The organism is Actinoplanes sp. CA-252034, from assembly GCF_050956125.1.
Lineage (GTDB): Bacteria > Actinomycetota > Actinomycetes > Mycobacteriales > Micromonosporaceae > Actinoplanes.
The window spans coordinates 6,565,672-6,588,726 of sequence record NZ_CP191846.1 but is presented as its reverse complement, the minus strand read 5'-3'; the positions used below and the strand labels follow the sequence as shown (position 1 = coordinate 6,588,726).

At 71.4% G+C, this 23,055-nt stretch carries 23 protein-coding genes and 1 pseudogene; 16 read left to right on the top strand and 8 right to left on the bottom strand.

Annotated elements, in window-relative coordinates:
* Position 1: 1 nt before the first annotated feature.
* The 6 genes and pseudogenes from ACQPZW_RS30420 (at position 2) to ACQPZW_RS30395 (ending at position 5,332) form a co-directional block, all read left to right on the top strand.
* Positions 2 to 607: a DUF4265 domain-containing protein gene (locus ACQPZW_RS30420; RefSeq protein ID WP_433789471.1), complete on the top strand. Its 606-nt coding sequence runs from the start codon at positions 2 to 4 to the stop codon at positions 605 to 607.
* A gap of 90 nt (positions 608 to 697) precedes the next feature.
* Positions 698 to 1,020: pseudogene (locus ACQPZW_RS30415) on the top strand (NAD(P)-binding domain-containing protein); the annotation flags it as partial.
* A 48-nt stretch (positions 1,021 to 1,068) separates the two neighbouring features.
* Entirely contained in the window at positions 1,069 to 1,617 is a 549-nt protein-coding gene (locus ACQPZW_RS30410; RefSeq protein WP_433797660.1) for an NAD-binding protein, read from the top strand.
* Between the two features lie 118 nt (positions 1,618 to 1,735).
* Entirely contained in the window at positions 1,736 to 2,962 is a 1,227-nt protein-coding gene (locus tag ACQPZW_RS30405) for an IS701 family transposase (protein WP_433789470.1), read from the top strand.
* A 1,044-nt stretch (positions 2,963 to 4,006) separates the two neighbouring features.
* On the top strand, positions 4,007 to 4,459 hold the full coding sequence (locus ACQPZW_RS30400; RefSeq protein ID WP_433789469.1) for a MarR family winged helix-turn-helix transcriptional regulator: 453 nt from the start codon (positions 4,007 to 4,009) through the stop codon (positions 4,457 to 4,459).
* 87 nt (positions 4,460 to 4,546) lie between these two features.
* The gene (locus tag ACQPZW_RS30395) at positions 4,547 to 5,332 is read left to right on the top strand and encodes an SDR family NAD(P)-dependent oxidoreductase (RefSeq protein WP_433789468.1); all 786 of its coding nucleotides are present in this window, start codon (positions 4,547 to 4,549) and stop codon (positions 5,330 to 5,332) included.
* Positions 5,333 to 5,397: 65 nt separating this feature from the next.
* Here the strand turns inward: ACQPZW_RS30395 and ACQPZW_RS30390 are convergent, their stop codons facing one another.
* A complete protein-coding gene (locus ACQPZW_RS30390; protein ID WP_433789467.1) occupies positions 5,398 to 6,255 on the bottom strand; it encodes a DMT family transporter in 858 nt (285 codons plus the stop codon).
* Between the two features lie 97 nt (positions 6,256 to 6,352).
* Between ACQPZW_RS30390 and ACQPZW_RS30385 the strand changes: the two genes are divergently transcribed.
* Positions 6,353 to 7,216, top strand: coding sequence for a LysR family transcriptional regulator (locus tag ACQPZW_RS30385; protein WP_433789466.1), 864 nt, complete (start codon positions 6,353 to 6,355; stop codon positions 7,214 to 7,216).
* 77 nt (positions 7,217 to 7,293) lie between these two features.
* Here ACQPZW_RS30385 and ACQPZW_RS30380 read toward each other — a convergent pair whose 3' ends face one another.
* Positions 7,294 to 7,809: a MarR family winged helix-turn-helix transcriptional regulator gene (locus ACQPZW_RS30380; RefSeq protein ID WP_433789465.1), complete on the bottom strand. Its 516-nt coding sequence runs from the start codon at positions 7,807 to 7,809 to the stop codon at positions 7,294 to 7,296.
* Positions 7,810 to 7,924: 115 nt separating this feature from the next.
* Here ACQPZW_RS30380 and ACQPZW_RS30375 point away from each other — a divergent pair, with 115 nt between their 5' ends.
* Positions 7,925 to 8,548 (top strand): FMN-dependent NADH-azoreductase, encoded by a 624-nt coding sequence (locus tag ACQPZW_RS30375; RefSeq protein WP_433789464.1) that lies wholly within the window; start codon positions 7,925 to 7,927, stop codon positions 8,546 to 8,548.
* Positions 8,549 to 8,706: 158 nt separating this feature from the next.
* On the opposite strand, the gene ACQPZW_RS30370 is transcribed toward ACQPZW_RS30375, so the two are convergent.
* Both ACQPZW_RS30370 and ACQPZW_RS30365 read right to left on the bottom strand, forming a co-directional pair.
* Positions 8,707 to 10,245, bottom strand: coding sequence for a cation:proton antiporter (locus tag ACQPZW_RS30370; RefSeq protein ID WP_433789463.1), 1,539 nt, complete (start codon positions 10,243 to 10,245; stop codon positions 8,707 to 8,709).
* Between the two features lie 5 nt (positions 10,246 to 10,250).
* The gene (locus ACQPZW_RS30365; RefSeq protein ID WP_433789462.1) at positions 10,251 to 11,120 is read right to left on the bottom strand and encodes a LysR family transcriptional regulator; all 870 of its coding nucleotides are present in this window, start codon (positions 11,118 to 11,120) and stop codon (positions 10,251 to 10,253) included.
* A 43-nt stretch (positions 11,121 to 11,163) separates the two neighbouring features.
* On the opposite strand from ACQPZW_RS30365, the gene ACQPZW_RS30360 reads away from it, so the two are divergent.
* Positions 11,164 to 12,003, top strand: coding sequence for a dihydrodipicolinate synthase family protein (locus ACQPZW_RS30360; protein ID WP_433789461.1), 840 nt, complete (start codon positions 11,164 to 11,166; stop codon positions 12,001 to 12,003).
* Here the strand turns inward: ACQPZW_RS30360 and ACQPZW_RS30355 are convergent.
* Positions 11,952 to 12,896 (bottom strand): LysR family transcriptional regulator, encoded by a 945-nt coding sequence (locus ACQPZW_RS30355; RefSeq protein ID WP_433789460.1) that lies wholly within the window; start codon positions 12,894 to 12,896, stop codon positions 11,952 to 11,954. The two genes, ACQPZW_RS30360 and ACQPZW_RS30355, sit on opposite strands and share 52 nt — an antisense overlap.
* 73 nt (positions 12,897 to 12,969) lie before the next feature.
* On the opposite strand from ACQPZW_RS30355, the gene ACQPZW_RS30350 reads away from it, so the two are divergent.
* The 3 genes from ACQPZW_RS30350 (at position 12,970) to ACQPZW_RS30340 (ending at position 15,528) form a co-directional block, all read left to right on the top strand.
* A complete protein-coding gene (locus ACQPZW_RS30350) occupies positions 12,970 to 14,094 on the top strand; it encodes an EamA family transporter (protein WP_433789459.1) in 1,125 nt (374 codons plus the stop codon).
* 333 nt (positions 14,095 to 14,427) lie between these two features.
* Positions 14,428 to 15,201: a hypothetical protein gene (locus ACQPZW_RS30345; protein WP_433789458.1), complete on the top strand. Its 774-nt coding sequence runs from the start codon at positions 14,428 to 14,430 to the stop codon at positions 15,199 to 15,201.
* Positions 15,202 to 15,297: 96 nt separating this feature from the next.
* On the top strand, positions 15,298 to 15,528 hold the full coding sequence (locus tag ACQPZW_RS30340) for a hypothetical protein (RefSeq protein ID WP_433789457.1): 231 nt from the start codon (positions 15,298 to 15,300) through the stop codon (positions 15,526 to 15,528).
* Here the strand turns inward: ACQPZW_RS30340 and ACQPZW_RS30335 are convergent.
* Entirely contained in the window at positions 15,519 to 17,321 is a 1,803-nt protein-coding gene (locus ACQPZW_RS30335; RefSeq protein ID WP_433789456.1) for an ABC transporter ATP-binding protein, read from the bottom strand. The genes ACQPZW_RS30340 and ACQPZW_RS30335 overlap by 10 nt on opposite strands.
* A 91-nt stretch (positions 17,322 to 17,412) precedes the next feature.
* Between ACQPZW_RS30335 and ACQPZW_RS30330 the strand changes: the two genes are divergently transcribed.
* From ACQPZW_RS30330 to ACQPZW_RS30320, 3 genes are all read left to right on the top strand, one after another.
* Positions 17,413 to 17,958, top strand: a complete 546-nt coding sequence (locus tag ACQPZW_RS30330; protein WP_433797659.1) for a TetR/AcrR family transcriptional regulator — start codon at positions 17,413 to 17,415, stop codon at positions 17,956 to 17,958.
* Between the two features lie 17 nt (positions 17,959 to 17,975).
* Positions 17,976 to 18,842, top strand: a complete 867-nt coding sequence (locus tag ACQPZW_RS30325) for a hypothetical protein (RefSeq protein ID WP_433789455.1) — start codon at positions 17,976 to 17,978, stop codon at positions 18,840 to 18,842.
* Between the two features lie 424 nt (positions 18,843 to 19,266).
* Complete coding sequence (locus ACQPZW_RS30320; RefSeq protein WP_433789454.1) at positions 19,267 to 20,094, top strand: DUF1963 domain-containing protein; 828 nt, start codon at positions 19,267 to 19,269, stop codon at positions 20,092 to 20,094.
* Between the two features lie 253 nt (positions 20,095 to 20,347).
* Here ACQPZW_RS30320 and ACQPZW_RS30315 read toward each other — a convergent pair whose 3' ends face one another.
* Entirely contained in the window at positions 20,348 to 20,761 is a 414-nt protein-coding gene (locus tag ACQPZW_RS30315) for a MarR family winged helix-turn-helix transcriptional regulator (RefSeq protein ID WP_433789453.1), read from the bottom strand.
* Positions 20,762 to 20,817: 56 nt separating this feature from the next.
* On the opposite strand from ACQPZW_RS30315, the gene ACQPZW_RS30310 reads away from it, so the two are divergent.
* The gene (locus ACQPZW_RS30310) at positions 20,818 to 21,642 is read left to right on the top strand and encodes an alpha/beta fold hydrolase (RefSeq protein WP_433789452.1); all 825 of its coding nucleotides are present in this window, start codon (positions 20,818 to 20,820) and stop codon (positions 21,640 to 21,642) included.
* Here the strand turns inward: ACQPZW_RS30310 and ACQPZW_RS30305 are convergent.
* The gene (locus ACQPZW_RS30305) at positions 21,594 to 23,042 is read right to left on the bottom strand and encodes a diguanylate cyclase (RefSeq protein ID WP_433789451.1); all 1,449 of its coding nucleotides are present in this window, start codon (positions 23,040 to 23,042) and stop codon (positions 21,594 to 21,596) included. The two genes, ACQPZW_RS30310 and ACQPZW_RS30305, sit on opposite strands and share 49 nt — an antisense overlap.
* Between the last annotated feature and the right edge of the window lie 13 nt (positions 23,043 to 23,055).

Sequence of the window (23,055 nt, the reverse complement as noted above, 5' to 3'; positions counted from 1 at the left end):
CATGAGTGTCGAGCACGATCAGCCCGGTGACGACCGGATCAAGGTCTGGTTCCGGTTCGTACCGCGGGAGGGCTGGCTGCCCATCGACACCGAGGGACTGTGGGCGACCCGCCTGACCCCGGACACGGCGCGCATCGACAACGTGGCCTTCCTGCAGGACGGCGTCGCCCAGAACGACGTGATCCGATTCCGTACCGAACCGGACGGCCGGCACTGGGCCACCGGCCGGGTCACCGCCTCCGGCCACTGCGTGATCCGCGTGATCGCCATGCCCGGCGGCCCGCTCGGCCAGACGTCGCCCGGCGACCCGCTCGGCGGGCCGTCGCCCAGCAGCCATGGGTCGCCCGGCGGGCAGACGCCGCCCAACGGCCAGACGTTGCCAGACGGCGGGACGTCGCCCGGCGATCCGGCGGCCGCCGTGCACGACGCGTTCGCCCGGTTCGGGCTCGGCGGCGAAGTCTTCAGCAGGGACTTCCCGATGGTCGCCTTCGACGTGCCCGCCGACGCCGACCTCCCCGGAGTCAAGCGGCTGCTCGACGAGGGCACCGAGAAGGGCTGGTGGCAGTACGAGGTCGGCTGCGCCACCGACCACTGGTGGAGTGCCTGACGGCCACCGGTCGTGGATTGGACCGCGCCCGGTGCCGGTGCGCGGTCGTAACGTCGGGGCGTGACCGTGGGATTCGTCGGGCTCGGGGTGATGGGGCAGCCGATGGCGCTCAATCTGGCCCGGGCCGGTACCGAGCTGATCGTGTGGAACCGCACCCCGAGCGGACCGGGCCGTTGCGTGCGGCCGGGGCGGTGGTGGCGGCCGACCCGGCGGAGGTGTTCGCGGCCGCCGGGACCGTCATCCTGATGCTGGCCAACGACCGGGTCATCGACGACGTCCTGGGGCGGGGCACCGAGGCCTTCGGCAGACACGTCGCCGGCCGAACGATCATCCACATGGGCACCACCGCTCCGGCGTACTCGGCCGGGCTCGGCGCTGATGTGATCGGCGCCGGTGGGGCGTACGTCGAAGCTCCGGTCTCGGGGTCCCGCGGCCCGGCAGAGTCCGGCGACCTGGTGGTGATGATCGCCTCCGCCGGTGGCGCGGATCCCTCCACCGGGAGCCCGGATCTCTCCGCCCTCGGTTCGGGCGTCCCTGCCGGTGGCGCGGATCTCCTCGTCGGCGGCCCGGAGGTCGAGGACCTGCTGCGGCCGATGTGCCGGGAGATCGTGCGCTGCGGCGACGTGCCCGGGGCGCTGCTGATGAAGCTGGCCGTCAACACCTTCCTGATCAGCATGGTGACCGGGCTGGCCGAGGCGTTCCACTTCGCCGAGCGGCACGGGCTCGACCGGTCGACGCTGCTCACGGCGCTCGACGCCGGCCCGATGGCGAGCACGGTGTCCCGGGTCAAGGGCCGCAAACTGCGCGACCGCGACTTCGACGTGCAGGCCGCGACCCGTGACGTGCTGTACAACAGCGAGCTGGTCGTGGCCGCGGCCCGGCAGGCGGGTTTCGCGTCGCCGCTGCTGGACGTGTGCCGCGCCCTCTACGCCGAGACCGACCGGGCCGGCCACGGCGGCGAGGACATGGCCGCGGTGATCCGCGCCCTGGAGGCCCGCTCGGCACTCTAGCGGTGGTTTGTCGGCTTCGTAACCTTTCCGCGGTGTCTGGCGTTGCGTTCGGCAACTGGTTTGTCGAGCGTTGGAGTGCTGGGTGGCTCGTGTGGTGTGTCCGCCGGCTGCGGGTCCGTTGGAAGACTACGCGGCGTGTTTCGACGAGTTGTTCTCCCGGCTGGCCCAGCGGCGCGGGTTCCGTGAATATCTGACCGGACTGCTCGCTCCCCGCGACCGGAACAAGACCTTGACGGGTCTGGCCGGGTCCGAGCCGGTCGTGGGGGCACAGCATGCTGCGGTGCAGCGGTTGCAGTACTTCCTGTCGCAGTCCACATGGGACGCGGACGAGATCAACCAGCGGCGTCTCGAGCTGCTGGTGAACGATCCGGCGACCGCGCCGCACACCCGCGGGGTGATCGCGATCGACGACTCCGGCGACCGTAAGGACGGCTCCGCGACGGCGCACGTCGGGCGGCAGTGGCTGGGCCGGTACGGCAAGACCGACAACGGCATCGTCACCGTGACTACCGTCTGGGCCGACGAACGCGTCTACTACCCGTTGCACGCCGAGGCGTACACCCCAGCGTCGCATTTCCCTCGGAAGCAGGCCGATCCCGGGTTCCGGACCAAGTTGCAGATCGCCGCCGATCTGATCGCCGCAGCGCAAGCAGCGGGCGTGATGTGCCGAGCGGTGGTGGCAGACAGCTTCTACGGCGAGCACGACGACCTGCGTGGTGTGCTGCGGCAGAGCGGGCTGGGGTTCGTCATGGCACTCAAGCCGTCGAGAGGCACCTGGCAATACGGCGCCGAGGCATACACACCGCGCGACGCCGCCCGCGCGGTGCCCTGGGCCGGCCCGGACGATCCCGGCGGCTGGCACCCGGTCACGCGAACCTTCCGCGACGGGCACACCGAGACCTGGTGGGCCACCGACGCCAGCCTCGGCTGGTGGGGACCCGACGGGCATACCCGCCTCGTGATCGCCACCACCGACCCGGAATCCCTGCCGGACAAGGCCACCTGGTACCTGGCCACGAACCTGCCCCGACCCAGCGGCCCCCACGACACTCCCAATGCCGTCCACGAGCCGGCAGACCTGACCGAGGTCGCGCGGCTCTACGGGATCCGGCACTGGATCGAGCAAAGCTACAAGCAGGTCAAAGACGAACTGGGCTGGGCCGACTTCCAAGTCCGCTCCGCGACCGCGATCCGTCGGCATCAAACCCTCGTCAACTGCGCCTTCTCGTTCTGCTGGGACACCTGGTTCGACCCGCCATCCACCAGCGACAACATCGCGACTCCCCCGGAACCTGTCCCCGACGGCTCCGGAGAGAGGGGGCACCGACCCCGGCCCCACCACTGAGCAACCCAGCTGGCCGAAAGCGCTACGCGCCGTCCGCGCCTGGCTCACCCCCTGGCTGCTACTGCACCGCTGCTGGACAGCCTGGACCGACAGACCGCCACCCCGCGAACTCCAGCAGCTACTCAACGCCGTCGGAAGAGGCCACGCCCTCAACCTCTACCTACCGCCATAAAGACGACAAAATACCGCTAGAGAGCTTTCGGAGTCAGGGTCTGCGCCGGCGTCGGCTGGCCATGGCTCAGCCAAGTCATGACGTCGCCGCAAGCCCGTTCACGCCGCGGTTCACGGACTGGTCACCGAGACGTCCGCTGCCCTCGGCCCGGGGGACTCGTCACCAAGACGTCTCCGGCCCATTGCCCCGAGGGACTGGTCGCCGAGACGTCCGCTGCCCTTGCCCCGGGGGACTCGTCACCAGGACGGTCCCTGCCTTCGCCGAGGCCTTTGCCGAGGACGAGGACGAGCGCACACGAACACCGATCGTGCGACCCCAGCCACGCCACCACGACCACCAGCGCACACGAAACCCCGATCGTGGGCTCTCACCAACGCCAGGGCGACGACCAGCGCACACGCAACCGTTACGTGTGCGCCCATAACCGCCGGCGACCACGGAGAAGATCGACTACACGGACTACCGACACGCGGGGGCTGGGTCGTCGACGCTGGTACGGACTACTGGCACGCGGGGGTCGGGTCGTCGACGCTGGTGTCGCGCCGCGGTCGCATCCGAGCAGTGGTTCGGGTGGGCGCGAGGCCCATCGCCGGAGCCGTCCGGTGCACCCGGTAGGGGAACCGGGCTCGGTCACCGACCGTAGACGGCGGCGAGAACACCCGAACCCGGCAGGTGGGCCGGCCGGGGCGGCGGTGACCTGGCACAGACCCTGACCTCGGAAGCTCCCTAGAAGCTCTCGGAGTCAGGGTCTGAATCCGGCCCTCTCCAGAATCGGCATGAGACATCGGCGCTGTCCGCCTGGTGCAGGCTGCCGGCGTGCACTCCGCAACGGTCAACCGCTTGATGGCCGTGAAGCGTTGTATCGTGCGCGGGTGACTCGAGACGATGAGCCCGTGGAGCGCGACGCGCTGGACCGGGTGACGTGGGCGCTGCGTCGTGCGGAACTGGCAGTGCAGGCCCTGAAGGAGCAACGCCTCCGGCCGTTGGGCATGGCGACCGCGCACTACACCCTGCTGATCTCTCTGCACGCCGACCCCGGGGTGACCGGTGCCGAGTTGGCCCGTCGTCTCAACGTCACCCCGCAGGCTGTGGCCTCGCTGGTCGCGCGGTTGGCCGATCGTGGGCAACTCGAGCGCCGTGAGCATCCGCGTCACCGGCACGTGCAGGAACTGCACCTCACCGACGCCGGACGGGAAGCACTGCGTATGGCCGATGCGGTCGTCGCGGACGTCGAGCGGCAAGCCACCGCAGCGCTCGGCCCCGACAACACCACTCAGCTTCGGGCACTACTCGACCAACTGGCCGCCGCACTCCGTAGGGCCTGAACACCGCACACCTCGGCACCGGGCGCTTCGCCGGCCAGACCATCAAACGCTTGACAGGCATTCGACGCTTGAGTAACCATGGTCTTCATGAGTCGACCTCTTGCATTGATCACCGGCGCCTCGTCGGGCATCGGCGCCGCCTACGCCCGCAACCTGGCCGACAGCCACGACCTTGTCCTGGTGGCGCGGCGCGCCGATCGACTCAGCGGCCTCGCCGAGGAGCTGGGACCGCGCGGCGCGGCGGTCGAGGTGCTGGCCGCCGACCTCGGCACCCACGACGGCATCGACACCGTTGCCAAACGCCTCGACACCGGCGACGTGCGTCTGCTGATCAGCAACGCCGGCGAAGGCGGCTACGCTCCGTTCACCGATGTCGACCCGGCCGACGTCGACCGGCTGCTCACTCTCAACGCCGTCGCTCCCATCCGTCTGGTCCGTGCCGGGCTCCCCGGCATGCTGACGGCCGGTGAAGGCGCCATCATCACGGTCGCCTCGCTGCTGGCCTTCAGCGCGGGCAGCACCGATGCGCGTGCGCCTCGTCGTGCCCTGTACGTCGCGGCGAAAGCCGCCACGCTGGGCTTCACCCGCACTCTGGCCAACGAGCTCGCCGACAGCCCGGTGCAGGTGCAGGTGCTGTGCCCCGGTGTGGTGGCCACGGAATGGAACAGCGGCGCCGGCCACCGCATCCCCTGGGCGATGTCGCCGGAAGACGTCGCCTCGGCCAGCCTGACCGGGCTGCGACTCGGTGAGACGATCTGCGCGCCCGGACTGGAGGACCCGGCCACCGCACTGGAGGCTCTGCAGGCCGCCGAGGGCGCGTGGCTCGCCGGTGGTAACCAGCCCGCACTCGCGGCCCGCTACGTCAACTCGTAGACGTCGGGCTTCACCTCATGAGCCTTGCTCCCCGGACCCTCCCGCGCCGAAGGTCCGCAGCCGCCTCAGACGGCGGTGGCCGGGGTGAGCGACCCGATGCGGTGCCGGCGCTCGACCCGCTGACCCCAGAACGTGCCGGCCAGGACGAGTCCGATCCCGAGCCCCGCGAGAACGGTCAGATGCTCGCCTCCGAGACTGATTCCGATCAGCACGGCCCACACTGGTTCGGTGCCCAGCAGGAGGCTCGCCCGGGCCGGTGACGTGCGGCGGATCGCCCACAGCTGCACCAGGAACGCGAAGACACTGCAGCCCAGCGCCAGGTAGAGGACGCCGAGCCATTCGCCGGTTCCGAGACCGTCGGTGGTCAGCGGCCACGCCGCGACGGTGAACACGAGCGCACCGATCACCGTCTGGGCCGTCGTGAGGGTCACCGTGTCGAACGACGGACGGGACAGGCGGGCGGAGAGGTTGACGTGCACGGCCCGGACCACGGCGGCGGCCAGCATCAACAGGTCACCGACCGAGGGGGTACGCAGTCCCGGCCCCGCCACCAGCAGGACCACCCCGAGGGTCGCCACCGCCGCGGCCAGCAGGAACCGGGCCGGCAACCCGCCCTGCAGGACCGGCGTGAGCAGGATGGTGAGGCTGATCAGCACCCCGGCGTTGGTGGCGCTGGTCATCGACACCCCGTACGTCTCCAGCACCAGGACCGACGCCTGGGTGCAGCCGAGCAGCACGCCGACGGCCAGTTCACGCCGTTGCACCCGTCGGCCGATCATCAGCGGGAGCATCGCGAGCATCGACACGAGGTAGCGCAGCGCCAGGACGACGAGCACGCCGGTGGCCGCCACCAGGGTCTTGGCGGCGAGATAGCTGCTGCCCCAGACGGCTGCCACGGCCAGCAGGAGGAGGTCTCCGGTCACAGGAGGAAGCGTCCGGCCCGGCGATACGGTAGACAAGAGGCCAACTGATGAACCGACGATGTAGTGGGGCCTTGTGGATCCGCATCACCTGAGGCTGTTGCGCGAGCTCGGCGAGCGGGGGAGCGTCGCAGCGGTCGCCCGTGCGATGCACATCACCCCGTCCGCGGTGTCCCAGCAGCTGAACACTCTGCAACGCGCGGCGAGGGTGCCGCTCACCGAGCGCCGTGGCCGACGGCTGGCGCTCACCGGCGCGGGCCGGGCTCTGGCGGCGGCCGCGGTCGAGGTGATGACCGCTTTGGATCGCGCTGCGCGGGCCGTCGGCGACCATCTCGACGCGCCGGACGACCCGGTGCGTGTGGCCGCGTTCCACAGTGCCGGGCTGACCTGGTTCGCACCGTTGATCATCCGGCTCGCCGAGATCGGCGGCCCGCCCGTGCGCTGCGCCGACGAGGACGTGGCACACGCCGACTTCCCGGCGCTCGTCGGCGACTACGACCTGGTGGTGGCGCACCGCCTCGCGTACAGCCCGCCGTGGCCCGCCGACCGGCTCACGGTGATTCCGCTGATCGAGGAGCCACTGTACGTGGCGATGTCCGCCGAGCATCCGCTCGCCGGGCGGGAGTCGCTCGCCGCGGCCGATGTCGCCGGATGGCCGTGGATCAGCGTGCACGAGGGATTCCCGCTGGAGGGGGTGCTGGCCGCGATCGCCGCGAGCGCCGGGCGGCCGCTGGAGATCCGGCACCGGATCAACGAGTTCACGGTCGCCGCCTCGGTGGTCGCGGCGGGCGAGGTGCTCGCGCTGCTCCCGGGCCGCACCACGACCCCGGATGCACGGCTGGCGCTCCGCCCGCTCGCCGGCATCCCGGCCGCCCGGCACATCGACGTCCTGGCCAGGCCGGAGACCCTGCACCGGGCGGCGGTCCGCACGGTTCTCGACACCCTACGGGCGATCGCCGCCTGACCCCAGAGGGTGACCGGGAGAGGCCGAGCGGGGGCGGGTGGGGAGGACGGTCGGGCGGGGAGTGCGGGGCCGCCGGTTCAGCAGGCCGCCGGGGGTCGGTCGCCCAGGCAGGAGACCAGGTGCGGGGCGGCCGCCGTCAGGAGCTTGCGGCCGATCGTGGCGAGCTGTGCCACCTGCTCCGGGGTGAGGACGTCGAAGACCAGGCGGCGGGCCTCGCGAACATGATCGGGTGCGGCGGCCACCACCGCGTCCCAGCCGGCATCGGTGAGAACCGCTTCGACGCAGCGCGTCTCGGTGGCGGTGTCGATCGAGACCCGGCGCTCGACCCAGCCGTGCTTCTCCAGCCGGGAGACGGCGTGCGACAGGCGCGACGGTGAGCCGGCGGCCAGGTGGGCGAGGCTTCCCATGCGGATGGCACGCCCCGGCGCCTCGGACAGCGACGACAGGATCGTGTACTCGAAGTAGTTGATCCCGACGTCTCGTTTGAGCTGCGCGTCGATGACCGGCGGCAGGCTGGTGAGCACCGCGCTGAGCGCCATCCAGGCGGTGCGCTCGTCGTCGGAGAGCCAGGGGGCGGCTGTGGGATCGCTCACGGAACGAAAGAATACGCGATCAACCTCTTGAACGTTCAACACTTGCGGTGTCATGCTTCGTCTTGAACGTTCAAGTCCAACTGATCCGGACTTGGCATGGTATTAGGAGATTTCGATGGCCGTTCTGCGTGTCGACGCCAGCATCCTGGGCCCGAACTCCGCGAGCACCGAGCTCGCCGATATCGTCGAGAAGGAGCTGGGCGGCGCCCCGATAGTCCGCCGCCACATCGGCGCGTCCCCGCTGCCCGCCGACGCCTGGGCCACCGCGATCCAGGCCGCCTATGTCCCCGCCGACCAGCGCAGCGACGCCCACCACGGCGCCGTGGCCCTGGCCGGTGAGCTGGCCGGCGAGCTGCGCGCCGCGGACGCCGCGATCCTGGCTCTGCCGTTCTACAACTACGGTGTGTCGCAGCACGTGAAGACCTGGTTCGACCTGGCCATGGCCGGCGGTGAGAACGGTGAGAAGTTCCTCGACGGCAAGCCGGTCGTGGTCCTGACCACCCGCGGCGGCTCCTACGGTCCGGGCACGCCCCGCGACGGCTGGGACCACAACACCGACTACCTGCGCCGCGTCGTCGCCGACATCTGGGGCGCCGACCTGACCCTGATCGAGCGCGAGTTCACCCTGGTCGGCGTCAACCCGGCGCTGGACGCCTTCACCGAGACCGCCGCGGTCATGCGTAAGTCCGCGCACGAGGCCGCCGTCGAGGCAGGCCGCGCCCTCGCCGCCCGCGTCTGACGATCAAACCCCTCTGATCGTACGGTCGGGACCGCCTCGCCGAAGCCGGGTCAGTCCCGGGCCCACCGCGCGGCGTGGGCGGCCCGTCCCGGCCGACCAGCGACCGCCGGGCCGGGGCGTCCCGTCACGCATCAATGGGCGGCCGGCGCGGACGGATCTCAGCCGCCGGTGGTGTGGCGGGCGGCCTGGCGAAGATCGATCTCCTCGATGAGCTCGCGGGCGACGTCCTCGCTGACCCGTTGCTCGTGCACGGCACGGCCGAGGGCGAGCCGCTGCTCCTCGTACGCGGTGTCGCTGTCCGGATCGGCGGCGGCCTCGGCCATCACCTCGCGGCCGACGGCACGCAGGCGCTCCTGCTCGGCGTGCTCGGCGGTCAGGTCGAAGCGCAGCCACCGGGCCAGCCGGCCGACGGTGGTGCCCTGGACGAGCAGCGTGCCGAGGGTGACGACCAGGGCGATGACCTGGATCGCGTCACGACCGGGGAACGGCCGGCCGGCGGCGGTGAGCTCGGGCACGCCGGCCGCGGCCGCCAGGGTGAGGATTCCCCGCATGCCGGTCCAGCTGACCAGCACCGTCTCCTTCGTGGACGGTGGCGGCAGCGGCCGGCTGCGACGGCGGTTCAGCCGTGCCTCACGGACCCGCCGGTAGCGGGGGTCGCGCCCGGCCCGGCGCTCCGCCATCCGGTGCCGTAGCCGCCACCGGCCGAACAGCGCGAACACCGCCGCGAACCGGAACAGGATCGCGGCCACGAGCAGCACCCCTGCCGCGACCAGGGTGCGAACCAGCCCCGGGTCGCCGTCCTCGGAGAGGTCCTCGAGAACGAACCTCAACTGCAGGCCGATGTACGCGAAGACGAAGGTCTCCAGAAGGAAGTCCAGCACCCGCCACACCTGCTCCTCCTGGAGCCGGGTGAGGTAGCCGCCCGGGTACTGGTGTTTCGGGTCGAGGGTGAGGTTGATGCTCATCGAGAAGGCGGCCATGACGACGGCGAGGATGCCGGAGGCGTGCACCTGCTCGGCGGTCAGGAACGCGGTGAACGGCAGCAGCAGCACCAGCGACGTCTCCAGCGTCGGGTTGCCGAGTCGTTTGCGGATGAACAAGCCGGCCAGCGCGTACGCGGCGCCGATGCCCAGGCCGATCGAGGCGGCGTGCAGCAGCTCTCGCACACCGCCCTGCCAGGTGGTGTGCGCCCCGTTGACGGCGGCCACCGCGATCGTGAAGAGGGTCAGCGCGGTGGCGTCGTTGACGAGGCTCTCACCGGTGAGGATCGAGGTGGCCCGGCGGGGCAGGCCGATCTCGTGACCGTGCGAGACCGTGGTGATGGTGTCCGGCGGCGCCAGCACCGCCCCGAGGACGAATGCGGCGGACAGCCCGATCGAGGGCAGCAGCAGCGAGGACAGCCAGCCGAGGAAGCCAGCGGTCAGGACCACCACGACCACACCGAGATAGATGATGGCCCGCAGGTTGGCGCCGAACGCCGCGAACGACGCGCCCCTCGTCGCCGAGTAGAGCAGCGGCGGGATGACCAGGGCCAGGATCAGCTCGTGGTCCAGCTCCAGCCGCGGCATCCCGGGGAGGAACGACGCCGCGGCGGCGAGCAGCACGATCACCCAGCCCGGCTCGACGCGGTGCCGCCGGGCGACCGCCGTGACGGCGATCCCGACTCCGATGATGAGAAGCAGCTGGACGCCATTCACGGTGATCAGATTAGTGGCGGCAGCGCGTCGACGAAGGCCCGGACAGCCGGATGGCCGGCGGCGCCCGAACGGAAGGCGACACGGGTGCGGCGGCGGGTCGGCAGGGGCAGCAGGCGGACGCCGGGCGGCAACCGGTCGGTGGCCAACTGCGGCACGAGCGCGACCCCCTGGCCGGCGGCGACCAGGGCGAGGACGGTGTCGAAGTCGTCCACCCGGTGCCGGGCGCGCGGCGTGAACCCGGCCGTCTCGCAGAGCCGCAGCGTCGCGGTGTGGCAGAGCGTGCCGGGACTCGCCAGGATCCACCCGGCTCCGCTGACGTCGCTCAGCCCGCTCACTCCCGACTCCGCGGCGACGGCCAGATGGACGGTCTCGTCGAGCAACGGGACGCTCTCCAGGCCGGGCCCGGTCTCCAGCGGCACCACGTCGTAGTCCTGGAGCAGGCCGACGTCGAGCCGCCGGTCGCGCAGGGCGGCGGGCACCTCGGCCGGATCCAGCTCGGTCAGTTGCAGGTCGAGGGCGGCGTGCCGGTCGGCGAGCGTGATCAGGGCCGGGGTGAGCAGTGTGCGGATCGCCGACGGGAAGGCGCCGATGCGCAGCTCACCGGAGAGGCCGGCCCGGGCGGCGGCCAGCGCGGCGCCCGTCTGCTCCAGAGCGGCCAGCACCGTCTCGGCGTGCTGGACCAGCAGGCGGCCGGCGGCGGTCAGGGCGACCCGGCGGCCGGTGCGTTCCAGCAGGGGGAGGCCGGCCTCCCGCTCCAGGGCGGACAGCTGCTGGGAGACGGCCGACGGAGTGTACGTGTGCGCGGTCGCGACGGCGGCGATCGTGCCGAGCCGGGCCAGGTCGCAGAGCAGGCGGAGACGGCGCACGTCGAGCATCAGTTCAGCTTACGGGTCACGTCAGGAACGTGAACTGGACCTGATGCTCGATCGGGTCGAGGCTTTCGGCATGGAACTGCACGGGATTCTCGTACCCCTGATCACGCCCTTTGGTCTTGATCGTGAAGTCGACCTCGGCGCGCTGGAACGGCTCGCCCACGAGGTCTTGGACGACGGCGCGTCCGGGCTGGTGGCGCTCGGGACGACCGGGGAGCCGGCGTCGCTGACCGGCGCCGAGCAGGACGCCGTCGTCGATGTCGCCGCGCGGGTGGCCCGGGAGCGGGGTGTGCCGCTGATCGTCGGAGCGCGGCCGGACCTGGCGGCTCGGCCGGGCGTGACGGCGGCGCTGAGCCTGGTGCCGCCGTTCGTGCGGCCGGGTGAGGCCGGGGTGATCGCGCACTTCGAGGCGCGGGCCGGCGAGGTGCCACTGGTGATCTATCACGTGCCCTACCGGACCGGGCAGGAGCTGTCGATCACGGCGATCCGGCGGCTGGCCGCCCTTCCCGGCGTGATCGGCATGAAGTACGCGACCGGGACCGTCGAGGTCCCCGGCGACCTGCCCGAGGGGTTCGCGCTGCTCGGCGGGGACGATCCGCTGATCTCGCCGATGCTCGCGATCGGCGCGCACGGCGGAATCCTCGCCTCCGCGCACGTGGCGACCCGATCGTTCGCGGACCTGGCCGCGGCCTGGCGCGACGGTGACGTGGCGCGGGCCCGGAGTCTCGGCGGGCCGCTCGCCGGCCTGTCGCGGGCGCTGTTCGCCGAGCCCAACCCGACGGTGGTCAAGGGGTCCTGTGCGCGCAAGGTCGCATTCCGACCGCGGACGTACGGCTACCGCTGCTGCCCGCGGCGCAGGAAAGTGTCGCCGAGGCTGTCCGCCTGATCGGTCACCACCTGCAGGAAAGCGGTCAGCGCCGGTGACAGTGGACCGTCGCGCGTCACGGTGAACAGGCGCCGCCCCAGATCGGTCTCGGCCACCGGCCGGTAGGCCAGCGTCGGATCCTCCAGGGGCAGGTTGAGCAGCGGCAACAGGGCGACCGCGGCCGCGTGCCGGACCACGGCCAACTGCACGTCGGCGTCGTTGGAGTGGTGCCGCACGTCCGGCTCGTAGCCGCCGATCGCCCGGCAGGTGCCGACGATCATCGCGTGGTGGCCGGTGCTCTGGTCGGACGACACCCACACGGTGTCCCGCAGGTCGGCCAGCGCCACCGGCCCGCCCGGCGCGGCCAGCGGGTGATCGACCGGGAGCACGATCAGCAGCCGCTCGGACAGCAGCGGCTCGAACCGCACCCCGGCCGGCCGGGGCCGGGGATGGCCGTCGTAGTCGTCGCTGATCACCAGATCGACCGCACCCAGGCGCAGCCCGGGAAGCGCCTGCTCCAGCTCCAGCTCGGACACCTCCATCCGGACCAGCGGATGCTCGGCCGCCATTCGGGACAGCGACGGGACGAGCAGGTGGCGGGCGGCCGACTGGACGCCGCCGGCCCGGACCGTACCCCTGACCTGGTCGCCGAGCGCCGCGAGGTCGGACGTCGCCGCCTCCGCCGCGGCGAGGAGCACCCGGGCGTGCTGCGCCAGCAGCCGGCCCGCATCGGTGAGTCGCACCCCGCGCCCGGCCCGCTCCAGCAGAGGCGCGCCGACCTCCTTCTCCAGGACGGTCAGCTGCTGGGAGACCGCGGACGGGCTGTAACCGAGAGCGATCGCCACCGCCCCGAGAGTGCCGCGCTCCTCGAACTCACGCAAGAACCGGAGGCGCCGCAGATCCAGCGTGACCATGCACGAATCCTAACCATTCCACTCCAGTAATCGTCACTGGACCTGCATGGTCGTCGGCCTGATGCTTTCCGTTATGGGTCCACTGCTCTGCCTGCTCTCAGCCGCCGGCTTCGGCGCGATGTCGATCTTCGGGAAGTTCGCGTACGACGCCGGAGTCTCACCGTCCGCGCTACTCCTGGCACGGTTCACGATGGCCGCGCTGCTGCTCGCCGGCCTCCTCGCGATCCGGCCCGCGGCCCGCCCCACCGGACGGACCGTGATCACCGCGCTGGCCCTCGGGGCGCTCGGGTTCGCCACCCAGGCGACGCTCTACTTCGAGGCGCTGCGCGTGATGGACGCGTCGCTGCTGTCACTGATCCTCTACACGTACCCCCTGATGGTGACCGCCGCCGCGGTGCTGCTGGGCCGGGAGAGGATGACCCGCAATCGCGCCTGCGCCCTGGTCATCGCCTCAGCCGGAACGCTGCTCGTCCTGCTCGGCGCCGGCGCCGGCACCCTCGGCCCGGTCGGCGCGGCTCTCGGATTCGGGTCGGCCCTGACCTACACCGTCTACATCCTCGTCTCGGACCGCGTCCTGCACAGCGTGTCACCGGTGCTGCTGGCCACCCTGGTGATGACCGGAGCGGCCCTGTCACTGGCCGGGAAGTCCCTGGTGACCGGGGGAGTGGACCTCGGCTTCAGCGCGGCCGGCTGGTTCTGGACGGCGTGCATCGCGGTCGTCTCCACGGTCCTGGCGTCCCTGACGTTCTTCGCCGGCCTACGCCGAACCGGCCCGTCGACGGCCGCAATCCTCTCCACCGTAGAGCCGGTCGTCACCACCACCCTCGCCACCGTCCTGCTGGGCGAGCTCCTGACCCCGGCCCAACTCGGCGGCGGCATCCTCGTCCTCGCCTCGGTCGCCGTCGTCCAGCTGCGCCCCCGCCGCCACCCCGCCGTTCCCGCGGAACGCCCGGCCGTTCCCGTGCGCCTCGCCGTTCCCACGGAACGCCCGGCCGTTGCCGTGGGCCCGGCTGTTCCCGTGGGTGGCCCGGCCGTTCTCGTGGATGACCCGGCCGTTGCCGTGGATGGCCCGGCCGTTCTCGTGGGTGGCCCGGCCGTTGCCGTGTGCCCGGCTGTTCGCGTAGATGGCCCGGCCGTTCTCGTGGATCGCCCGGCTGTTCCCGTGTGCCCGCTCGGATCAACTGTGGACAGCCGCTGAGGTCTACGATGGTTCTCGTCCATTCGCCGGTGAAGGGCGGCACCGTTGCGGCAGACCCTGGTCCCGGTTGAATCTGGCACACCTTCCGGCGCACCCGCGCTCCGATGGCAGCGGTCTTGGACGACCGATCCGGTGCCGGCTCCCGCGTCGACGTCGGCTGCGGGTTCGGGTTCGGCTGCGGGTTCGGCTGCGGGTTCGGGTTTCGTTACGGCAGTCGCCTGCGCGGCCGAAGCCGACCTCATCGCCGTCGGCGTCCGCGGTGGGTGTCTGCGCCTCTACCGGCGAAGCGGTGAGCTTCTCGCCGAATGCAGGTCCGAGCGCACGGCCGATCTGATGGAGTTGGCGTTCGGCCATCACGCGGGCCGGGTGTACCTCGCCTCAATCGACAACGGCAACGTCCTACAACTCTGGGACGGCGCAGACGGCACACCGTTGACCACGGTGTCGATGAAAGGCCGTCGCGGCTCGAACCTGAGCCTTCTCTCGATCGGTGGCCGTCTGATCGCCTCGGTCACCGGAGACCGATGGCGAGGACTCCTGGTCGACTTGGTCTCCGGCCGAAAGACCGCGAAGGACGAGTTCGACGAACACCCGATCACTTTCCTGAACGGCCGCCCGGTAACCATAACCGCAGCCCCCGACGGCGACCTCCAGACATCCGAAGCCCAGATCGCCACCGCGATCAACAGGTTGCCGGGCGTTGCCTCGCCGGCTGCTGCCTCGTCGGGCGTTGCCTCGCCGGCTGCTGCCTTATTGGGTGCTGCCTTGTCGGGCGCCGTCTCATCGGGCGCCGTCTCCGGAGCCAAGGGTTCGAGTCCCGACGCCATGGGGTTCGGGGCGGCAGGTGCCAACGGGTCGGCGGTGGAGAGATCGGTGACCTGTTTCCACGCCGGCGGTCGTCTGATGGCCGCAGTGATCCACGCCCACGAGGTATCGGTGTGGGACGTGGCCGCCCACCGAATCGTCGACGTGGTGCGGTTGGAAGCTCCGGTGGCCGGCCTGGCCGCCACGGAGAGCGGAGACCTCCTAGCCCTCGCCGGCGGAAAGGGCGTCTTCCTGGCGCATTCGCCATCCGGCCAGCCCCCGCAGCCCGAGGCTGTGCCCTAACCCGTCGCCGCGCACCCCGCTGACGCCACCGCATGCGTCGGCCTTCCCGCGAGCGGCGACGCTGCAGTTGCCGCCCGCGGCGGCGGTGGCATTCCTGTGCGCGGCGGCGACGCTGGAGTTGCCGCGCGCGGCGACGCTGGACTTCCCGCGGCGGCGACGCTGGAGTTGCCCCGCGCGGCGGCGCTGGAGTTGCCGCGCGCGGCGGCGCTGGAGTTGCCGCGCGCGGCGGCGCTGGAGTTGCCGCGCGCGACGGCGCTGGAGTTGCCGCGCGCGGGGGCGCTGGAGTTGCCGCGCGCGGCGGCGGTGGGTAGCGGGGGTCAGACGTAGGACGTGTCGTCGGCGGCTATTCGTAGGGCTTCCACCAAGCGGCGGTACAGGTCGTCGGAGGCGTACAAGGTGGCGTGGCTGCCCTGGGCCCGGACCTGTCCGTCCTCCAGGACGATGATGCGGTCGGCGTCGAGGACCGTGGACAGGCGGTGGGCGATCGTCACCACAGCGCCGGCCGCGGCTCGGTCTCGGATGCACTCCTGTACGGCGGCCTCGGTCAGGCCGTCGACCTGGGCTGTCGCCTCGTCGAGTAGGAGGACATCCGGGGTGCGCAGGAGAGCTCGGGCCAGGGCGATCCGCTGGCGCTGACCGCCGGAGACATCGGTGGCACTGAGGACAGGGTCGATGCCCTCCAGCCGCACGGCGGACAACACGGCGCGGACTTCATCGTCGGTGGCGTCGGGATGGGTGAACCGCAGGTTGTCCGCAATGGTGCCCGGCAGCACCGGGGTCTCCTGCTCGACGTAGGCGAGGCGGCCGCGGATGTCGTGGTTGCTCCACTCGGTGTAGGGCCGGCCGTCCAGCAGGATCCGCCCCCGCTCTGGCTCCAGGAAGCGCAGAAACAGCGAGAACAGGGTGGTCTTGCCCGCGCCGGATGGCCCGACGATCGCTGTGTGGCCGAGGCGGGGAATCTCCAGGTCGATGCCACGGACCGCCGGCGCCGCATCAGGACCGTAGCGGGCCGTTACACCCTGCAACGTCAGGATCGGACCCGTCATCGGGGATGGAGACCCCGAGCCAGAAGCCGTGCCGGACCCCGTCGCAGCCGCCCGGCCAGACGTGGGGATCAGCGTCGTGCCGGATGCCGGGTGGGGCGCTGCGCCGGATGCCGGGTCGGGCGGTGAGCCGGATGGCTGAGTGGACGGTGGGTCGGCCGGCTCCAGGCCGATGGCGTCGAGCTCGTTGATGCGGCCGGCGGCGGCGATGCCGGACTGCAGGGCCGTCAGGTTCTGGGTCAGCTCGCTGATCGGGCCCATCAGCTGGAACACGTAGAGCAGGAACGCCACCAGCGTCGACACCTCGAGGAGCCCGTGGTTGGCGCGCCAGGCGCCGACGGCCAGAATCACCATCACCGAGAGCTGGACCCCGGACCAGGAGATCGTCCAGACGGTGGCGGCGACCCGCGCGGCGCGCACGCTGTGGGCGGCGGCGTCGCGGGCGTTGCCGATGATCTCCTCGCTCTGGCGGGTCTCGGCGCGGCTGGCCTTGACCGTCCGGATGGCGCGCAACGAGCCCTCGAGGTTGGCGCCGAGCCGGCCCACCGACTCCTGCGCGGCGGTCTGGGCGATCCCGATGCGCGGCAGCAGCCGGCTCATGAGCGCACCGACCAGGACGACCGCGCCCAGGGTGCAGCTGAGCAGCGTCAGGTCGAGCACGCCCATCAGGATCAGCGTGCCGACCAGGCCGACCCCGGCGTTGATCAGACCGACCAGGCTGCCCGAGGCGGCGTGCAGCAGGGCGGTGTCGGAGGTGACGCGGGTGACCAACTCGCCGGTGGGGCGGCGCTGCAGATCGAGCACCCGGGCCCGGAAGTAGCGCCGGATGATCGACGTGCGGGCGTCGAGAACGATCTGCTCGGCGAGCGTGCCCATGAGGATCCACTGCCAGAGGCCGATGGCCGCGCCGATGACGACGAGACCGGCGAGGAGGCCGACCGGGCGGGCCAGGTCGAGGCCGCTGGAGAAGCTGTCGAGCACCCATTTGGTGACCATCGGGGTGGCCAGCGCGGCGGCATTGGCGGCGAGGCCGAGGGCCAGGCCGAGCAGCATCGTGCGGCGATGCGGGCGGAGCACGGTGAGGAGGGTTCTCAGTCGTGTGGAATCCGGCATGCCCGCAATGGAACACTACTGTTCCGTTCTGGGCAAGTGTTATTCTGTCCCGGTGATGAGCGCCCCCACCGGGAGCCGGGCCCGCACCCGGCAGGCGATCCTCGATGCGGCGATCGAGGTGCTGGCCCGCAATCCGGCTGCCTCGCTCGGTGACGTCGCCGACGCGGCCGACGTGGGGCGTACCACTCTGCATCGCTATTTCCCGGAGCGCAGCGACCTCATCGCCGCCCTGCGCGCCGAGGCCAACGCCCGTCTCGGCCGTGCCGGTGAGCGTGCCCGGCTCGGCGAGGGCGCCGGCGGGGCCGCCCTGGTCCGGCTCTGCCAGGAGTATTTCGATCTAGGTGACCTGTTGTCGCTGCTCTTCCTGGAGCAGGTCGAGGACGAGACGGGCGCCTGCGACGATGACTTCGTCGCCATGGTGCGGCGTGGGCACACCGACGGCAGCATCGACCCGGAGCTGCCACCCGTCTGGGTGCAGAATCTGGTGTGGTCGCAGCTCTACGCCGGGTGGAGTTACCAGTCCGAGCACGGCGCCTCCCGGCACGACGTGCTGCGGCTCATCCTGCGGTGCGTGTCCGGCGCCGTGCGACCACAGCCGTGACCGGGCAGGATCGGGCCATGAGCTTCGATCTCGACGCCGCGGCCAGGTTCGTCGCGATGAACGGCCGGGTCCTCGACTGGCGGCGCATGCGATTCCTGCTCGGCGCGGCCACCGCGGAGCAGGTGCTGACCGTGCTGGATGGGTTTCGTAATCCCGACGGCGGCTACGGCTGGGCGCTCGAACCCGACCTGCGCTCGGTGACCAGCCAGCCGGTCGCCGCGATGCACGCCCTCGAAGTGCTGGCCGAGGTCGGTGACCCGAGCGAGAGGGCACCCCGGCTCTTCGACTGGCTGGCCGAGCACTCGCTGGGTGACGGCGGCATCCCGTTCGCGCTGCCGTTCGCCGATGTCGACGGCAGCGCCCCGCACTGGACGACCGCCGACCCGGACGCCTCGTCGCTGCAGATGACGACGCAGCTCGCGGCCCAGGCGCACCGGCTGGCCCGTGTGCGGCCCGACCTTGCCGGGCATCCGTGGCTGACCGGCGCCACGAGGTATTGCCTGACCGTGATCGACGGTCTGAGCGGGGCGCCCAGCGCGTACGAGTTGATGTTCGTCATGCAGTTTCTCGACGTCGTCCCGGAGCCCGGGGCGCTGCTGGAGCGCATGGCGGGATTCGTCCGCACCGACGGGCCGACGCCGGTCGGCGGCGCCGGCGGGGAGGTGCTGCATCCGCTCGCCTTCACGCCGCATGCTGACGGGCCGTCGCGGGCGCTGTTCAGCAAGGAGGCGATTGCCGCCGACCTGGAGCGGCTCGCCGCGGGTCAGCAGGACGACGGCGGCTGGACCGTCGACTTCCCGGCCTACAGCCCGGCCGCGGCCGTCGAGTGGCGGGGCTACGCCACGGTCGGCTCGGTCCGGATCCTCCGCTCCGAACCGGCGTAGGAGGTCCGCGGAAGGCCGGTGCGCATCGGCGGCGTGGTCGATGGCGGTGCGGGCCAGGACGGTCGCGGTGAGCAGGCCGCGTAGGGCGGCCATCGACAGTCGGATCAGGGGCGCGCGACGCTGCTTCGGGTCGTGTGCCGGGTGCGGAGTGGGTGGTCTTTCGTCCTCAATGTTCCAGCGCGATCCCGCCGCGGAGATCATCGCCGGTATCGGAGTGCCAGCCGGGGCGTGGGCCAGGAGATATTCGACTTCGACGATCCCGGCGGATGTTTCTTGGTGAACTTCGCCTTGGTCGCCCAGCAGCCCGGCGTACGCAACAGTGATCGTGGGCATAAGCGTGCTCACCTTCGCACGCCGGACCTCGACGATAGGTACGCCATGTCGCGTCAGGAGCCGCGGCACGCGTGGCCATTATGATTCCTCGATGAACTCCCGAAACGTGGCGATCCTCGACCAGATCCGCGCCGAGGCTCTCCAGCGGAGCATTCCGGCCCCCGACGTGGAGCGGTGGATGACGCTCGCCCGGCCGTGCGCACGGTTGACCGAGGACGGTGACGGGCCGGTCGTGGGCCGGTTCGGCGGCCCGGTGATGCTCCCCGCCGGCACCCGGAATCCGCAGTTTCCGTTGATCGCCACCATCGACTGCGCGGCCCTGCCGGCGGACGTGACGGACCTGCCTCTGCCGTCCGACGGCTGGCTGCTGTTTTTCGGGTTCCCCGAGCAGGAAGACTCCTATTCCATGGGCGATGTGGTGTATGTCCCGGCGGGCGTGGCCGTCGAGGAGTGGACGGAACCGAATTTCTACTCGGACAACGAGGATTCTGCCGAGGTCATCGGCGAACTTCCGCGCGGTGAGGCGCGCCTGACCGCCGACGTCTCCCTGCCGTTCGTGGGCGAGATCGGCCTGCCTGGCCCCCCGTGGCTCGCGCCGATGCCCGGGCATCCCCGGTCCAAGGAGCTGGCCGAGGTGTGGCAGGACCAATGGGGTGAATCGCCGCCGCTCGCGATCGGCGGGTACGGCACGGACTTCAACGGCGACGATGTGCGCGCAAAAGCCGCCTACTTCGCGGCGGCAGAGGATGGCAATCGTTCCGGCACGACGTCGCCGGATCCCGCGGACTGGGTGCTGCTGGCCGAGTGCAACACGGCCGGTCGGGGCGCGGGCGCGGCCATCTTTTGGACGATCCAGCGCGACGACCTGATCGCGAGACGCTTTGATCGCGTATATGTCGCGGTGGACTGCAACCCCTGAGCCGCGGGATACCTTCCCGGCGAGCGGCGAGCGGCGAGCGGCGAGCGGCGACCGGCGAGCGGCGACCGGCGAGCGGCGACCGGCGACCGGCGACCGGCGACCGGCGACCGGCGACCGGCGAGCGGCGAGCGGCGAGCGGCGAGCGGCGAGCGGCGAGCGGCGAGCGGCGGCGCATCGCAGTCGGGAAGCGGTGTCGCGGCGGCGGACGGTGAGTACCGCACCAGGCGGCGCCGCCCGGAGGCGCGGAAAGGCCTCAGAGCGCGCCGGCCGCCTTGAGCAGCAGCGTGTGCAGGGTCTCGCACTCACTTTCGCTGAGGTGGCCGAGGGACTCCCGGAGGACTTCGTCGACCGCCGCCGACCCGGCCAGGCGTAGCTCGTCACCGGCCGGGGTGAGCCGGTGCTGGACTTTGCGTCCCGGGCCTTCGATGCGCTCGATGAGGCCGCGGTCCACCATCCGCCGGGCGAGCTCGCCCATCGACTGGTCGGTTTGGAAGGTCAGCTCGGCGAGTCGGTGCAGTGACGGCTCGTGCTCGGCGTGCAGGTGACGCAGGGTGTCCCACTGGACCAGTGACAGGCCGTGGGGGGCCAGTCGACGGTTGGCCTCGCGGTGGTGACGCCACTGAAGGCGCTTGACCGCCAGGCCGACCTGCTGCAACGACGCGCTCATGGGTGCCAGGCTATAGCAGGTTGCGTATATAAGGAACCTGACCTAAGGTTCCTTATATGAATACGCACCGACTCACCGTCCCCACCATCGGCCCGGTCGAGGTCACCCTCAGCGAGCGCGGTGAGGGCCGTCCGATCCTCGTGCTGCACGGCGGTGGTGGCCCGCTCACCGTCACACCGTGGGCGGACCGCCTGGCCGCCGCCGCACCCGCCCGCGTGCTGACTCCGATCCATCCCGGCTTCCAGGGGACTCCGCGCCCCGCCGCGCTCGACTCCATCGCCGGCCTCGCCGCGACATATGTGGCCCTGCTCGACGCCCTCGGGCTGACCGGCGTCACGGTGGTCGGCAACTCGATCGGCGGCTGGATCGCCGCCGAGATGGCTCTGCTGCACCCGGCCGGGGTCGGCGGTTACGTGCTGGTCGACGCGGTGGGCATCGAGGTTCCCGGCCACCCGGTCGCCGACTTCTTCGCGCTCACACCGGCCGAGTTGGCCGCGCTCAGCTATCACGACCCGGTGACGTACGGCGTCGACCCGGCCCGGCTACCCGCGGAGGCTCGGGCGGCGATGGCCGGCAACCGTGCCGCCATCGAGGTCTATGCGGGCCGCGCGATGACCGATCCGACCCTCGCCGCCCGACTGAGCGGCGTGACCGCCCCGGCCCTGGTCGTCTGGGGCGAGGCGGACCGGATCGGCGACACCGACTTCGGCCGGGCCTACGCCGCGGCGATTCCCGGCGCCCGGTTCACGCTGCTGCCGGAGACCGGTCACCTGCCACAGATCGAGACTCCGGAGGCGCTGACCGCGGTGGTGGCGGAGTTCGCCGGCGAGGGTCACGCGGCGAGCGCCACCCGATTGCGGCCGGCCCCTTTCGCCTCGTAGAGGGCGGCGTCCGCGCGCGCGAACAGCATCTCCGACGACTCCTGGCCGTCCCACACGGCCACACCCGCCGAGAAGGTCTGGTCGTGCGGGGTCAACGGCCGCAGCCGGTCCAGCACTTCCGCGGCCAGGGCGGCGCCGCCGTTCGGGATGATCAGGGCGAACTCCTCGCCACCGTAGCGGGCCAGCAGATCGCCGGAGCGCAGTCCGCCCGTCCACGCCGCGGCGGCCTCCTTCAGGAGACGGTCGCCGGCCTGGTGGCCGTACCGGTCGTTGAAGCGTTTGAAGTGGTCGAGGTCGATGACGGCCAGCGTCAGCAGGTTCCCGTCGCGCCGGGCGTGGTCCAGCGCCAGCGGCAGCGCCTGCTCCCAGGCGCGCCGGTTGGCGAGGCCGGTCAGGGTGTCCCGCTGGGCGAGCTCGGTCAGCTCCTCGGCCTGGCTCTCCAGCACCGACGCCTGCCGCTCGACCTGCCGGATCAGAACCGTCATCCGTGCCACCACCAGCAGGAACATCCCGATGCAGCCGGCCGCGATCGCCTGCGCGTCGGGCACGTGGTTGTCGGCGAACCAGGCCTGTTCGGCGAGCAGCGCCGGCGCGATCATCGTGGCCGTGGTGAGCAACCCGAGTCGCCACCGCGAGAAGTGCCGGCCGGTCACCTCGACCGGCTCGGCCAGGTCGCGGATCCCCGGATGCAGGCCGGCCGCGCCGTAGAGGCCGAAGGCCAGCAGGTAGCCGGCGTCCATCAGGTGACTGGTGAACGTGCCGGCCTCGAACTGGAAGTGGTCGGTGAACGCCCAGGCGTAGTCGGCCACGAGATAGCTGGTCATGCCGAGCGCGAGCAGCCGGAATGCGCCGTTGCGGGCGCCGCCGCCGACGAGCATGCGGGCCAGCAGGGTCAGCAGCAGCAGGTCGATCACCGGGTAGCCGATGGCGACGAGTCTCCCGCCGGTGGTGAGGTCGGCGTCCTGGGTGACCGGTTTCATCAGGTACACCCAGGCGATCAGCGCGAACGAGCCGGTGAGGATGACGGCCTCGATGACGCCGGCCGCGTCCCGCGTGGGCAGCCGGCGTCGCAGGATCCGCACCAGGACCACGACCTCCAGGAAGCCGGCGGCCAGATAGAAGCCGTCGGCGGGTGCCGGGTACGGGGACAGGTCGAGGTGCCGGGCATACCAGGCGTAGGTGAAGTCGCCGCAGACCGCGAGTAGCTGACAGCCGGCGAACATGATCCACAGCCGGGCGGCCGCGGCCCGGTTGCGGCGCACGCCGATCACCATGGCGATGACACCGGACAGCGCGATCGAGTCGTAGACGACGGTTTGGACCCAGGTGTCCGGTGTCCAGAAGTACCCGCCCACCGCCAGCCCCAGAATCGCCAAGTACCAGCCCCAAAGTGGCCTCACCAGGTCATTCAAA

What these genes read in the sequence shown, in the direction of transcription:
- ACQPZW_RS30395 (WP_433789468.1), top strand. Translation starts at nt 4,547, where the DNA reads ATGAGTCGACCTCTTGCATTGATCACCGGCGCCTCGTCGGGCATCGGC.
- ACQPZW_RS30355 (WP_433789460.1), bottom strand. Translation starts at nt 12,896, where the DNA reads ATGGTCACGCTGGATCTGCGGCGCCTCCGGTTCTTGCGTGAGTTCGAG.
- ACQPZW_RS30375 (WP_433789464.1), top strand. Translation starts at nt 7,925, where the DNA reads ATGGCCGTTCTGCGTGTCGACGCCAGCATCCTGGGCCCGAACTCCGCG.
- ACQPZW_RS30410 (WP_433797660.1), top strand. Translation starts at nt 1,069, where the DNA reads ATGATCGCCTCCGCCGGTGGCGCGGATCCCTCCACCGGGAGCCCGGAT.
- ACQPZW_RS30345 (WP_433789458.1), top strand. Translation starts at nt 14,428, where the DNA reads ATGGAGTTGGCGTTCGGCCATCACGCGGGCCGGGTGTACCTCGCCTCA.
- ACQPZW_RS30420 (WP_433789471.1), top strand. Translation starts at nt 2, where the DNA reads ATGAGTGTCGAGCACGATCAGCCCGGTGACGACCGGATCAAGGTCTGG.
- ACQPZW_RS30360 (WP_433789461.1), top strand. Translation starts at nt 11,164, where the DNA reads ATGCTCGATCGGGTCGAGGCTTTCGGCATGGAACTGCACGGGATTCTC.
- ACQPZW_RS30310 (WP_433789452.1), top strand. Translation starts at nt 20,818, where the DNA reads ATGAATACGCACCGACTCACCGTCCCCACCATCGGCCCGGTCGAGGTC.
- ACQPZW_RS30315 (WP_433789453.1), bottom strand. Translation starts at nt 20,761, where the DNA reads ATGAGCGCGTCGTTGCAGCAGGTCGGCCTGGCGGTCAAGCGCCTTCAG.
- ACQPZW_RS30365 (WP_433789462.1), bottom strand. Translation starts at nt 11,120, where the DNA reads ATGCTCGACGTGCGCCGTCTCCGCCTGCTCTGCGACCTGGCCCGGCTC.
- ACQPZW_RS30320 (WP_433789454.1), top strand. Translation starts at nt 19,267, where the DNA reads ATGAACTCCCGAAACGTGGCGATCCTCGACCAGATCCGCGCCGAGGCT.
- ACQPZW_RS30350 (WP_433789459.1), top strand. Translation starts at nt 12,970, where the DNA reads ATGGGTCCACTGCTCTGCCTGCTCTCAGCCGCCGGCTTCGGCGCGATG.
- ACQPZW_RS30330 (WP_433797659.1), top strand. Translation starts at nt 17,413, where the DNA reads ATGAGCGCCCCCACCGGGAGCCGGGCCCGCACCCGGCAGGCGATCCTC.
- ACQPZW_RS30325 (WP_433789455.1), top strand. Translation starts at nt 17,976, where the DNA reads ATGAGCTTCGATCTCGACGCCGCGGCCAGGTTCGTCGCGATGAACGGC.